At 70.9% G+C, this 12,940-nt stretch carries 11 protein-coding genes and 1 riboswitch; of the genes, 7 read left to right on the top strand and 4 right to left on the bottom strand.

Features of this window, described 5'->3' with window-relative positions:
• Window positions 1-33: 33 nt before the first annotated feature.
• From OG246_RS03515 to OG246_RS03500, 4 genes are all read left to right on the top strand, one after another.
• Window positions 34-1,566: a GMC family oxidoreductase gene (locus tag OG246_RS03515; RefSeq protein ID WP_266455640.1), complete on the top strand. Its 1,533-nt coding sequence runs from the start codon at window positions 34-36 to the stop codon at window positions 1,564-1,566.
• A complete protein-coding gene (locus tag OG246_RS03510) occupies window positions 1,563-2,858 on the top strand; it encodes a glycine betaine/L-proline ABC transporter ATP-binding protein (RefSeq protein ID WP_266455638.1) in 1,296 nt (431 codons plus the stop codon). The genes OG246_RS03515 and OG246_RS03510 overlap by 4 nt, the downstream gene beginning before the upstream one ends.
• Complete coding sequence (locus OG246_RS03505; RefSeq protein WP_266455637.1) at window positions 2,858-4,813, top strand: proline/glycine betaine ABC transporter permease; 1,956 nt, start codon at window positions 2,858-2,860, stop codon at window positions 4,811-4,813. The genes OG246_RS03510 and OG246_RS03505 overlap by 1 nt, the downstream gene beginning before the upstream one ends.
• A 70-nt stretch (window positions 4,814-4,883) precedes the next feature.
• Window positions 4,884-5,822: an ABC transporter substrate-binding protein gene (locus OG246_RS03500; RefSeq protein ID WP_266455636.1), complete on the top strand. Its 939-nt coding sequence runs from the start codon at window positions 4,884-4,886 to the stop codon at window positions 5,820-5,822.
• A 223-nt stretch (window positions 5,823-6,045) separates the two neighbouring features.
• On the opposite strand, the gene OG246_RS03495 is transcribed toward OG246_RS03500, so the two are convergent.
• Together OG246_RS03495 and OG246_RS03490 are read right to left on the bottom strand one after the other, a co-directional pair.
• Window positions 6,046-6,759 carry an isocitrate lyase/phosphoenolpyruvate mutase family protein gene (locus OG246_RS03495; RefSeq protein ID WP_266463835.1) on the bottom strand — a complete coding sequence of 238 codons (714 nt, stop codon included), beginning with the start codon at window positions 6,757-6,759 and terminating at the stop codon, window positions 6,046-6,048.
• A 74-nt stretch (window positions 6,760-6,833) separates the two neighbouring features.
• Window positions 6,834-7,346: a carboxymuconolactone decarboxylase family protein gene (locus tag OG246_RS03490; protein WP_266455634.1), complete on the bottom strand. Its 513-nt coding sequence runs from the start codon at window positions 7,344-7,346 to the stop codon at window positions 6,834-6,836.
• 47 nt (window positions 7,347-7,393) lie between these two features.
• Between OG246_RS03490 and OG246_RS03485 the strand changes: the two genes are divergently transcribed.
• Window positions 7,394-8,791: a PLP-dependent aminotransferase family protein gene (locus tag OG246_RS03485; RefSeq protein ID WP_266455632.1), complete on the top strand. Its 1,398-nt coding sequence runs from the start codon at window positions 7,394-7,396 to the stop codon at window positions 8,789-8,791.
• A 111-nt stretch (window positions 8,792-8,902) separates the two neighbouring features.
• Here OG246_RS03485 and OG246_RS03480 read toward each other — a convergent pair whose 3' ends face one another.
• The gene (locus OG246_RS03480; protein WP_266463832.1) at window positions 8,903-9,760 is read right to left on the bottom strand and encodes a hypothetical protein; all 858 of its coding nucleotides are present in this window, start codon (window positions 9,758-9,760) and stop codon (window positions 8,903-8,905) included.
• Between the two features lie 145 nt (window positions 9,761-9,905).
• On the opposite strand from OG246_RS03480, the gene OG246_RS03475 reads away from it, so the two are divergent.
• Window positions 9,906-10,256, top strand: a complete 351-nt coding sequence (locus OG246_RS03475; protein WP_266455630.1) for a hypothetical protein — start codon at window positions 9,906-9,908, stop codon at window positions 10,254-10,256.
• A gap of 31 nt (window positions 10,257-10,287) precedes the next feature.
• Entirely contained in the window at window positions 10,288-11,484 is a 1,197-nt protein-coding gene (locus OG246_RS03470) for a glutathionylspermidine synthase family protein (protein WP_266455627.1), read from the top strand.
• A 6-nt stretch (window positions 11,485-11,490) separates the two neighbouring features.
• Here the strand turns inward: OG246_RS03470 and rocD are convergent, their stop codons facing one another.
• Complete coding sequence (gene rocD / locus OG246_RS03465; RefSeq protein WP_266455625.1) at window positions 11,491-12,705, bottom strand: ornithine--oxo-acid transaminase; 1,215 nt, start codon at window positions 12,703-12,705, stop codon at window positions 11,491-11,493.
• 114 nt (window positions 12,706-12,819) lie between these two features.
• A riboswitch (ZMP/ZTP riboswitch) is annotated at window positions 12,820-12,906 on the top strand.
• The last annotated feature ends 34 nt before the right edge of the window (window positions 12,907-12,940 follow it).

The following is a 12,940-nucleotide window of genomic DNA, read 5'->3' as shown; positions in this document are numbered from 1 at the left end:
CCGCAAGCCCCCCACACTTTGGAGCACCGCCCCATGCCCGAAAACAGCCATACCTACGACTACGTCGTCATCGGCGGCGGCACCGCGGGCTCCGTCATCGCCTCCCGCCTCACCGAGGACCCCGACGTCACCGTCGCCGTCATCGAAGGCGGCCCCAGCGATGTCGGCCGCGACGACGTCCTCACCCTGCGCCGGTGGATGGGCCTGCTCGGCGGGGAGTTGGACTACGACTACCCGACGACCTCGCAGCCGCGCGGCAACTCCTTCATCCGGCACAGCCGCGCCCGGGTGCTCGGCGGCTGCTCCTCGCACAACACGCTGATCGCGTTCAAGCCGCTGCCGTCCGACTGGGACGAGTGGGAGGCGGCGGGCGCCAAGGGCTGGGGCGCGGTGCCGATGGAGGCGTACTTCGCGCGGCTCCTCAACAACATCGTCCCGGTCGACGAGAAGGACCGGAACGCCATCGCCCGCGACTTCGTCGACGCCGCACAGACCGCGCTCGGCGTGCCGCGCGTCGACGGTTTCAACAAGAAGCCGTTCACCGAGGGCGTCGGCTTCTTCGACCTCGCGTACCACCCCGAGAACAACAAGCGGTCGAGCGCGTCGGTGGCGTATCTGCACCCGGTGATGGACGAGCGGCCCAACCTGACGCTGCTACTTGAGACTTGGGCGTACAAGCTGGAGCTGGAGGGCACGCGTGCGACCGGCGTGCATGTGCGCACGAAGGACGGCGAGGAGATCCTCGTACGGGCTCAGCGCGAAGTCCTGCTGTGTGCGGGCGCCGTGGACTCGCCGCGGCTGCTGCTGCACTCCGGGATCGGGCCCGCGCCGGACCTGGAGCGGCTCGGCATTCCCGTCGTGCACGACCTGCCCGGCGTCGGCGAGAACCTGCTCGACCACCCCGAGTCCGTGATCGTCTGGGAGACGAACGGGCCCATCCCCGAGAACTCCGCGATGGACTCCGACGCCGGCCTGTTCGTGCGCCGGGACCCCGAACACGCGGGCCCCGACCTGATGTTCCACTTCTACCAAATCCCGTTCACGGACAACCCGGAGCGGCTGGGCTACCAGCGCCCGGAGCACGGCGTCTCCATGACCCCCAACATCCCCAAGCCACGCAGCCGCGGCCGGCTGTACCTGGAGAGCGCAGACCCGGCGGTCAAGCCCGCCCTCGACTTCCGGTACTTCACGGACGAGGACGACTACGACGGCCGCACCCTCGTCGACGGCATCAAGATCGCCCGCGAGATCGCCAAGTCCGAACCGCTCGCCGGCTGGCTCAAGCGCGAGGTGTGCCCGGGTCCTGAGGTCACGGACGACGAGGAGCTCAGCGCCTACGCACGGCAGGTGGCGCACACCGTGTACCACCCGGCGGGCACCTGCCGGATGGGCGCCGCCTCGGACGAACTCGCCGTCGTAGACCCCGAGTTGCGCATCCGCGGCCTCGACGGCATCCGGATCGCCGACGCGTCCGTCTTCCCGACGATGCCCGCCGTGAACCCGATGATCGGGGTGCTCATGGTCGGGGAGAAGTGCGCCGAGCTGATCGGGGGTGAGGTGCGATGAGTACGACGCCCCAGACGGTGACGCCGGTCTTCTCCGTACGCAACCTGTGGAAGGTCTTCGGCCCGAAGGCCGACCGCGTCCCCGCGGACCCCGGACTTGCCGCGCTCACACCCGCCGAACTGCGGTCCCGCACCGGCTGCACGGCCGCCGTCCACGACGTCAGCTTCGATGTGCACAAGGGCGAGGTCTTCGTCGTCATGGGCCTGTCCGGCTCGGGCAAGTCCACACTCGTGCGCTGTCTGACCCGGCTCATCGAGCCGACGTCCGGCGCGCTCGCCATCGACGGCGAGGACGTCCTCGCCATGGACGGGGCCCGGCTGCGCGAACTGCGCCGCCACCGCGCCGCGATGGTCTTCCAGCACTTCGGCCTGCTGCCGCACCGCTCGGTCCTCGACAACGTCGCGTACGGCCTGGAGATCCAGGGGATGTCCAAGGCGGCGAGGCGGGAGCGGGCGCGGGAGATCGTCGCCAAGGTCGGCCTCGAAGGCATGGAACAGCGGCGGCCCGCACAGCTCTCCGGCGGTCAGCAGCAGCGCGTCGGGCTCGCCCGGGCACTCGCCGCCGACCCCGAAGTCCTGCTGTTCGACGAGCCGTTCAGCGCGCTCGACCCGCTGATCCGGCGCGACATGCAGGAGGAGGTCATCCGGCTCCACCGCGAGGAGGGCCGCACGATGGTCTTCATCACCCACGACCTGAACGAGGCCCTGCGCCTGGGCGACCGCATCGCCCTGATGCGCGACGGCCGGATCGTGCAGCTCGGCACCCCGGAGGAGATCGTCGGCTCGCCCGCCGACGACTACGTGCGTGAGTTCGTACGGGACGTTCCGCGCGAGCAGGTGATGACGGTGCGGTCGGCCATGCGGGCGGCGTCCGCCGAGGAGGCTGGCGGCCGGGGGCCGGCCGTGGCGCCGGGCGCGACCGTCTCGGAGGCGATCGAGGCGGTGGCGCGGGCGGGCGCTCCCGCACGGGTGATGGAGCGGGGGCGGTGTGTCGGGGTGGTGGACTCGCCCTCGCTGCTCGGGGTGGTGGCCGGGGTGTCCCCGAACGGCGGGGACGGCGGCAATGGCAGCGACGTCGGCCATGGCAGCGACGGCGGCAACAGCGGTGCCGATGGGAGCCGCGGCTTCGATGCCGACGAACGCTTGGTCGGCTTTGGTGCCGACCAACGCCCGGACGGCTTCGATGCCGGCGAAGGCTCGGACAGTTTCGGTGTCGGCGAAGGCTCGGACAGTTTCGGTGCCGGTGAACGCCAGGACAGCTTCGGTGCCGTCCCCGGTGAGGAGGTGGCCTGATGGCCGCAGTCACCGCACCCGCCGGCCATACAGGACCGGCCGACCGGGCCAGAGGCCTCCTCCGCCACCGAGCCGCAGGCAAACTCCTGCTGCTCGCCCTGGCGGCAGCCGTCTTCGTTCCCGTCCTCAACTCCCACTGGGCGAGCGGCACTTGGCCCCACGCCCTCACCGTCGACCTCACCGGACCCCTCGGCAGGGCCAGCGACTGGATCATCGACAACCGGGACAGCCACCCGCTGTTCCTCTACTTCTTCGGGTACGTCAGCAACGCCGTCACCCTCGCCGTACGCGCCGTCTACCTGGTGCTGCTCGGCGCGGGCTGGGCCGGGGTGACCGCGGTGGCGGCCCTCGTGGCCTGGCGCGTCGCGGGTCTGCGGCTGGCCCTCGGTACGGCCGCCGCGTTCTGCTCCTGCGGACTGCTCGGCATGTGGGTGCCCACCATGCAGACGCTGGCGCTCATGGTGGTCGCCGTGCTCGCGTCCGTCGCGCTCGGCGCGCTGCTCGGCCTCGCGGCGGGGCTGTCCGACCGTACGTACCGCGCGCTGCGACCGGTTCTCGACACCATGCAGGTACTCCCGGCGTTCGCGTACCTCCTCCCGGTCGTCCTGATCTTCGGCATCGGAGTCCCGGCCGCCGTCCTCGCGACCGTCGTGTACGCGGCGCCGCCCATGGCCCGCCTCACCGCGCTCGGCCTGCGTGACGCCGACGGAGGTGTCATGGAAGCGGTCGCCTCACTCGGCGCCACGGCCCGCCAGCGCCTCCTCACCGCCCGCCTCCCACTCGCCCGCAAGGAACTCCTCCTCGGCCTCAACCAGACGATCATGATGGCGCTGTCCATGGCCGTCATCGCCTCCGTGATCGGCGCGGGCGGCCTCGGCGACCGCGTCTACCAGGCCCTCGCCTCCGTCGACGTGGGCGCCGCGCTCGCGGCCGGAGTCCCGATCGTGCTGCTCGCGGTCGTGCTGGACCGGGTGACGGGAGCGGCGGGGGAGCGGCTGGGGGAATCCGACGGGAGCCTCCTGCACTGGGGTTACTCCGCCGTCGCAGCCCTCGCCGTCGCGGTCGCCGGACGCCTCACGGGCCGCCTCGACTGGCCCGACGCCTGGACCGTGCCCATCGCCGAGCCCGTGAACCGGGCCGTCGACTGGATGACCGACCACCTCTACTCGGGCGTCCCGTACATCGGCGGAACGGCCGACTGGGCGGCCCACTTCACGACCTGGATCCTCAACCCCCTCCGGGACGGCCTGCAATGGCTGCCCTGGTGGTCCGTCCTGCTGATCGTCGCCGCGCTCGCCTGGCTGATCGGCACCTGGCGCACGGCACTCACCGCGGTCCTCGCGATGGCCGCGATCGGCGTACTCGGCGTCTGGAAGCCGTCGCTCGACACGCTGTCGCAGGTGCTCGCGGCGGTCGCCGTGACCCTCGTCCTCGGCCTCGCCACCGGCATCGCGGCGGCACGCAGCGAGCGCGTCGAACGCCTGCTGAGGCCGGTGCTCGACGTCTTCCAGACGATGCCGCAGTTCGTGTACCTGATCCCGGTGGTGGCGCTGTTCGGCGTGGGCAGGGCGCCCGCGGTGGCGGCGGCCGTCGTGTACGCGCTGCCCGCCGTCGTCCGCATCACCACGCAGGGCCTGCGCGCCGTCGACCCCGCCGCACTGGAGTCGGCCCGCTCGCTCGGTGCAACCAGCGGGCAGCAACTGCGCCAGGTCCAGCTGCCGTTGGCCCGCCCGGCGCTGCTCCTCGCCGTCAACCAGGGCGTCGTACTCGTCCTCGCCGTCGTCATCATCGGCGGTCTGGTCGGCGGCGGCGCGCTCGGCTACGACGTCGTATTCGGCCTCGCACAGGGCGACTTGGCGACCGGCCTGGTCGCCGGCACCGCGATCGTCTGCCTCGGCCTGATGCTCGACCGGGTCACGCAGCCGACGGAACGCCGTGCCAAGAAGGGAGCGTGACATGTCTCGTACGCGGATGACGTGTTGTAAGCGAATGAGGTCTCGTACGCGATTGAAGTCTCGTACGCGAATGACGGCCGCCCTTGCGGTACTGGTCCTGGCGACCGGCTGCGGCGCCGCCGACATGACCAAGCAGGCCTCGCCCTTCGCCAACGCGCAGGGCGCGAAGACCGTGACCCTCTCCGTGCAGTCGTGGGTCGGCGCGCAGGCCAACGTGGCCGTGGCGCAGTACCTGCTCGAACACGAGCTGGGCTACCGCGTCGACACCGTCCAGGTCGACGAGGTCCCCGCGTGGGACGCGCTCAGCCAGGGCCGGGTCGACGCGATCCTGGAGGACTGGGGCCACCCCGACCAGGAGAAGCGGTACGTCGAGGACAAGAAGACGATCACTCCCGGCGGCGGGCTCGGGGTGACCGGGCACATCGGCTGGTACGTCCCCACGTACTTCGCCAAGCAGCACCCGGACGTCACCGACTGGAAGAACCTGAACAAGTACGCCGATCAGCTCCGCACGGCGGAGAGCGGCGGCAAGGGCCAACTCCTCGACGGCTCCCCGTCGTACGTCACGAACGACAAGGCACTCGTCGACAACCTGAACCTCGACTACCAGGTCGTGTTCGCCGGTTCCGAAGCGGCCCAGATCACGCAGATCCAGCAGTTCGCGAAGGAGCACAAGCCCTTCCTCACGTACTGGTACGCCCCGCAGTGGCTCTTCAAGAAGGTCCCCATGACCGAGGTGAAACTCCCGGCATACAGGGACGGCTGCGACGCCGACACCACAAAGGTCGCCTGCGCCTATCCCCACACCTCCCTCCAGAAATACCTCAACACCGACTTCGCCCACTCCGGCGGCAAGGCGGCAGCCTTCCTCAAGAACTTCAACTGGACAACCGAGGACCAGAACGAGGTATCCCTGCTGATCGCCAACGACAAGCTGTCGGCCCAGGAGGCGGCGAAGAAGTGGGTGGGGTCCCACGAGGCGACGTGGAAGGCATGGCTTCAGCCATAACCGCCCCCGCCGTGGGCATGCGTGCCTCCGCAACCGCCCCAGCTGTGGGCATGCGTGCCGCTAGGGGCGGCAGCCCACCCACCCGTCCGTCATAGCTGTGGGCATGCGTGCCGCTAGGGGCGGCACGGGTGGGCACAGCGGCACCCTGCAAGCGCGGGCAAGCGCACCCACCCCGACCCCAGCCCCCACGCCGGGCGCCCCGCAGGAAGGCGCCCGGCAAGCACTACCCCAACCCCGCGACAACCCCGCGCAACGCATCGACAGAGCACCGCAGCAACCCAGGCCCGAACGTAACCCGCGTAGCCCCGAGTCCGCCCAATTCCCTCACCGAGCCCCCCTCAGGCCGCCCGAGAAAATTGACCGGCCCCAGAATCCCCGCCCGCAACAGCGGAACCACCTCCACCGGAGCCCCGATCGGATACACACAGTCCGCCCCGGCCCCCACGTACAACCCGGCCCGCTCAATAGCCGCCCTCGGATCCGCGACCCCCCGTACAAACGTGTCGATCCGAGCGTTGACGAACAGCTCCCCACCCGCCACGTCCCGCACCTCCGCAAGCCAATCGGCATGCCGAGAGGGCTCCTTGAGCACACCCCCGGCGGAGTCCTCGAGGTTGCAGCCGACCGCCCCGGTCTCGAGGAGCCGCTCCACCAGCTCCGCGGGCGCGATCCCGTACCCGTCCTCGACATCCGCGGACACGGGCACGTCGACGGCCCGTACGATCCGCGCGACCGCCGCGAACATCTCGTCCGCCGGCGTCTCCCCGTCCTCGTACCCGAGCGACGTGGCGACCCCGGCGCTGGGAGTGGCGAGCGCCGGGAACCCGGCGTCCGCGAACACCCGCGCGCTGGCGGCGTCCCAGGGCCCGGGGAGAACCAGGGGATCGCCGGGCAGGCGGCTGTGATGCAACGCGCGGAAAACCTCGACCTTGCTCACAACCGATGCCTCTACCTCGCTGACAACCGATACCTCGCTCACAACTGGTACCTCGCTCCCGACCGGTACCGCGCTCACGACTTGTACTGCCCCGCCTCGTAGTGCCCCGGCACCAGCCGGCACGCCACCCCGAACCGGTTCCACGCGTTGATCACCGTGATCGCGGCGATCAGCTGAGCCAGCTCCCCCTCCTCGAAGAGCCCGGCGGCACGCTCGTACACCGCGTCCGGCACGAAGCCGTCCGTCAGGACAGTCACCGCCTCGGTCAGTGCGATCGCCGCGAGCTCCTTCTCGGTGTAGAAGTGCGGCGACTCCTCCCACGCGCTGAGCTGCACGATCCGCTCGACGCTCTCACCCGCCGCGAGCGCGTCCTTGGTGTGCATGTCCAGGCAGAACGCGCAGTGGTTGAGCTGCGAGGCGCGGATCTTCACGAGCTCCAGGAGGACGGGGTCCACGCCCTGCCGGGCCGCCGCGTCGAGCCTGACCATGGCCTTGTAGACATCGGGGGCGAGCTTGGCCCAGGGGAGACGGGCGCTGGGCTCGGGGGCGTACGCCGTGGGTTTCGTCGTCATGGTCTTCGTCGTCATGGTGAGGACCCTACGAGCGGAGTAGCCCAGGGGTATGGTCCATTCCCATGGCAAAAGCATGGGCCAATTTGGGGGTCGACCTGCATGTCGAGCCGACCGGGCCCGGCGTCCGCAGAGGTCTGACGGACGCCCTGCGCGAGGCGGTCCGCAGCGGCAGACTCGCCCCCGGAACCCGCCTCCCCTCCTCCCGTTCGCTCGCCGCCGACCTGGGCATCGCCCGCAACACGGTCGCCGACGCGTACGCCGGTCTCGTCGCCGAGGGCTGGCTCACCGCACGCCAGGGCTCGGGCACCCGCGTCGCGGAACGGACGCTGCCGCAACCGGCGCCCGCGTCGGCCGGGGCGCCCCGCACCCGCGAGCCGGGGCGCCCCGCGTACGACCTGATCCCCGGCAGCCCCGACCTCGCCTCCTTCCCGCGCACCGAGTGGCTCAAGGCCGCCCGCCGAGCCCTGACCCGCGCACCGCACGACGCCCTCGGCTACGGCGACGCGCGCGGCCGCCCCGAACTGCGCACCGCCCTCGCGGGCTACCTCTCCCGCGCCCGAGGCGTACGGGCCGACGCGGACCGCATCGTCGTCTGCTCCGGTTTCTCGGACGCCCTGACGCTGCTCGGCGCGGTGCTGCGGCAGCGCGGTCTGCGTTCGCTCGCCGTGGAGTCGTACGGCCTCGACGTGCACTGGAACCTGCTGCACCGCTCGGGCCTGCGCACCGTCCCCCTGCCCTTCGACGAACTCGGCACCCGCACGGACGACTTGACTGGCGTACGGGCCATGCTGCTGACCCCCGCGCACCAGTTCCCCATGGGAGTGCCCCTCCACCCCGACCGCCGGGCAGCCGTCGTGGACTGGGCCCGCCGCACCGGAGGCCTGATCCTGGAGGACGACTACGACGGCGAGTTCCGCTACGACCGCCAGCCGGTCGGCGCCCTGCAAGGCCTCGACCCCGACCACGTGGTGTACTTCGGCACCGCCAGCAAGTCCCTCGCCCCAGGCCTCCGCCTGGGCTGGCTGGTCCTGCCGCCGTCGCTCGCGGGCGAGGTCATGGCGCTGAAGGACGGCGGCGGTTGGTCCTCCGGTGTCCTGGACCAACTGACCCTCGCGGAGTTCATCACCTCCGGCGCCTACGACCGCCACATCCGCGCCGCCCGCCTCCGCTACCGCCGCCGCCGCGACGCACTCGTCTCCTCCCTCGCCACCCGCGCCCCCGCAGTCCGGGCCACCGGCATCGCGGCAGGCCTGCACGCCGTCCTCCAACTCCCGCCCGGCACGGAGCAGTCGGTCCTACGCGCGGCGGCGTGGCAGGGCCTGGCCGTCCACGGCCTGTCCCGCTACCGCCACGCGGCCGCGGTCACCGAACCGCTCGACGCACTGGTGGTGGGTTACGGCACGCCACCGGACCATGCGTGGTCGGGGGCGTTGGAGGCGTTGTGCAGGGCGCTACCGTAGGTTTTTCAGCCCGTCCGGCGTTTGAGGACGAGCGCGTCAGCGCGATGCGGGGGTCTGGGGGCGGCAGCCCCCAGGAACGGGACGGGAAGGGGCGGAGGGGGCGAAAAAACACTACGCACCCCCCTCCGGCGCCTCCCCGAACCGCGCCAGCGCCAACGCCCCCAGCACCGCAACCACAAACCCGAGCACCGCCAGCCACTCCAACCCCTCCCGCGTACGATCCCCCAGCCACACCACCCCCACCACCGCGGGCCCGACGGTCTCCCCAACGACCATCCCGGCAGTGGCCACGGTCACCGACCCCCGCTGCAAGGCGGACGTGAGAAGAAGAAACGCCGCACCCCCACCGACGAGAAGCGCGTACGTCGCCGGATTGCGAAGCAGGGACCCGACCGCAAGGTCGTCGACAAGCCGCACCGCCACCTCAACCACCCCGAACCCGAACCCGGCCCCGAGCCCCAGGACGAGCGCCCGCCCCCGCTCGGGCAAGCGCCCACCCGCCGCCCCCAGCAGCAGCACGCCCACCGCGGTCCCCAACATCGCGTACTTCAGCGCGATGGACCCCGCCCGGTCCCCCTCGGCCCCCGACGCCAGCCCCAACATGGCGAGCCCCGCACACACCACCCCCACCGCACCCCACTCGACCCGGCTCAGCCGCACATGCAGCAGCCGCGCCGCGACCACCGCCGTCACCGCCAGGCTCGCGGCGAGCGCGGCCCCCACCGCGTAGATGGGCAGCGACCGCAGCGCCACGATCTGGAGCAGGAACCCGACCCCGTCGAGCGCGAGCCCCACGAGATACCGCCACTGCCGCACCGCCCGCAGGAGCAACGCGGCATCCGCACCGGCCCCGCCGCCCGTCCCGCCGTCGCCCGTCCCGCCACCGGCGGACGCCGCCTCGCGCGCGGCCATCGCCTGCAACACCGTCGCCGTACCGAAGCAGACCGCCGCACCGAGGGCGCAGATCATTCCAAAGAGCACGAAGTGACTGTAAGTGTCCCCGGGGGAGGGATTACCCAAGGGGGTCAATGGACGGCCACCGAAGTCGATCTTTAATCTGGTCGCTGAAGAGCATCTGAGCAGGACATCTGAGCAGGACAACGGGGGCACGGACATGGCGGATTCACGACGGCAACTGCGCTCGGGCACGGTCGTGCTCGGCGGCATGGGACTCCTCGCGGTGGCACTGACCGCCTGCTCCTCGGACCCCGACAAGCGCTGCGTCGACCGCGACAGCTACACCGCCACCAAGGGCTACGAGGTCGTAGCCGACAAGAACTGCAAGACCACCACCTCCGTCAACGGCAGCTACTACTACGGCGGCAAGAAGAAGAGCGGCTGGGTCAAGGGCGGCTCCTTCACCAAGTCGGGCTCGGGCAGCGGTTCGGGCAGCGGCGGCAGCGGCGTCGACCGGGGCGGCCTCGGAAGTGACAGCGGCAGCGGCAAGGGAAGCTCCGGCGGCTGAGCGACACGGATCCCGATCGAAGACGTACGCCATGGAACGCCGAACCATCGAGCCCCGCGACGGCTGGCAGCAGACCGTCGAGCAACAGGGCCTGATCTACCCGCTCACCCGCTACCCCGACGACTCCCTGCGCCCCTACTGGGACGAGAGCGCGTACTACGCCTTCTCGCTCCCCGAGGTCGAGGCGCTGGAGGAGGTCGTCGAGGAACTGCACCGCATGTGCCTGGTCGCGGCCGAGCACATCGTCGAGCGGGACCGCTTCGCCGACCTCGGTATCACCGACCCGCGCGTCGCGGGAGCGGTCGCCGAAGCCTGGCACCGACGAGCCGAACTCCCCTCCGTCTACGGCCGCTTCGACCTCCGCTACGACGGCACGGGTCCCGCCAAGCTCCTGGAGTACAACGCCGACACCCCGACGTCGCTCGTCGAGGCGGCCAGCCCCCAGTGGTTCTGGATGGAGGACCGGTTCCCGGGCGCCGACCAGTGGAACTCCCTCCACGAACGCCTCGTCGCCGCCTGGAAGAAGCACGCCGCCCTCCTCCCGCCGGGCAGCCCCCTCCACTTCGCCCACTCCGCCGCCGACGAACTCGGCGAGGACCTCATGACGGTCGCCTATCTCAAGGAGACCGCCGAACAGGCCGGACTTGACACGGACTGGATCCCGGTGGAGGAGATCGGCTGGGACCCCCTCTCCGGCCGCTTCGTCGACAACCAACTCCGTTTCATCCGCAGCTGCTTCAAGCTCTACCCCTGGGAATGGCTCACCACCGACCGCTTCGCCGACCACGTCCTGGACACCCTCGACAACGGCGGCGGCACGGGTACCACGCTGTGGATCGAGCCCGCCTGGAAGATGCTCCTCTCCAACAAGGCCCTCCTCGCCATCCTCTGGGAGCTCTACCCGGGACACCCCAACCTCCTCCCCTCCTACCTCGACGGCCCCCGCGAACTGGCGACGACGACGGGCTACGTCGCCAAGCCCCTCCTCGGCCGCGAGGGCGCGGGCGTGACGGTCCACCAGCCCGGCGCCTCACCCGTCGCCTCATCCGTCGCCCGTGAAGAACCCTGCTGCTACCAGGAATTGGCCCCTCTTCCTTCCTTCGACGGCAACCGTGTCGTCCTCGGCGCCTGGGTCGTCGAGGACGAGTCGGCCGGCCTCGGCATCCGCGAGTCCACCGGCCTGATCACGGACGAATACGCCCGCTTCCTGCCCCACGTGATCCTTTAGCCGGATCTAGGCCCCCAGTACCGCGCGGAGCTGGGCGAGCCCCCAGTCCAGGTCCTCCTTGCTGATGACCAGGGGTGGGGCGATCCGAATGGTGGCCCCGTGGGTGTCCTTGACCAGGACACCCCGGTCCATCAGCTTCTCGGAGATCTCCCGGCCCGTGCCGTACGCCGGGGCGATGTCGACGCCCGCCCACAGCCCGCGCCCGCGCACCTGTGTCACATGGCCCGTGCCCGTCAACAGCCCCAGCTCGCGGTGCAGATGATCGCCCAGCTCGGCGGCCCGCCGCTGGTACTCGCCCGACCGCAGCATCGCGATCACCTCGAGCGCCACCGCACAGGCCAGCGGATTCCCCCCGAACGTCGACCCGTGCTCACCGGGCCGGAACACCCCGAGCACCTCGGCCGAGGACACCACCGCGGACACCGGGACGACCCCGCCCCCGAGCGCCTTGCCCAGCACATACACATCGGGCACGACCCCCTCGTGCTCACAGGCGAAGGTCCGGCCGGTCCGCCCGAGGCCCGACTGGATCTCGTCCGCGATGAACAGCACGTTCCGCTCACGCGTCACCTCCCGCACCCCCTGGAGGTAGCCCTCCGGCGGCACCAGCACCCCCGCCTCCCCCTGGATCGGCTCAAGGAGCACCGCGACCGTCTCCTCGGTGACCGCCTCCCGCAGCGCCGCCAGATCCCCGTACGGCACGATGTCGAAGCCCGGCGTGTACGGGCCGAAATCCGCCCGGGCCTCCACGTCCGTGGAGAAGCTGATGATCGTCGTCGTACGGCCGTGGAAGTTGTCGCTCGCCACGACGATCCTCGCCGCCCCGTCCGGAACCCCCTTGACCCGGTACCCCCACTTCCGGGCCGTCTTCACAGCCGTCTCCACCGCCTCCGCGCCCGTGTTCATCGGCAGCACCATCTCCATGCCGCACAGCTCCGCCAGCTGCGCGCAGAACTCGGCGAACCGGTCGTGATGGAACGCCCGCGAAGTCAGCGTCACCCGCTCCAGCTGCGCTCTCGCCGCGTCGAGCAACCGCCGGTTGCCATGTCCGAAATTCAGCGCCGAGTATCCGGCGAGCAGGTCGAGGAAGCGGCGCCCCTCGACATCCGTCATCCACGCCCCGTCCGCCGTCGCCACGACGACCGGCAGGGGGTGGTAGTTGTGCGCACTGTGCGCGTCGGCCGCGGCGATGTACGCCCGCGTGGTCTCCGTAGTACTCACGGGGTCTCCGTTTCCTACAGCACAGGGGAATGGGGGCCGACTGGTGGCCTATTCCTATCGTCGCTCGCATGGTGGACCAGGGCCCCCTGTGATCCGGCGCGCCCGGTAGGCTGACCGGCGAGCCGTGACTGGCGCGCTGGGATGGGACCGACCATCGGGGAGCGGCTCGGATTGTGAGTGCCGTGCGCCTGGGCCGAACCGTGAATCGTGAACGCAATACGCCACGCCGTCCGGA

The organism is Streptomyces sp. NBC_00620, from assembly GCF_026341825.1.
Lineage (GTDB): Bacteria > Actinomycetota > Actinomycetes > Streptomycetales > Streptomycetaceae > Streptomyces.
This window is presented reverse-complemented; position numbering and strand designations above follow the sequence as displayed.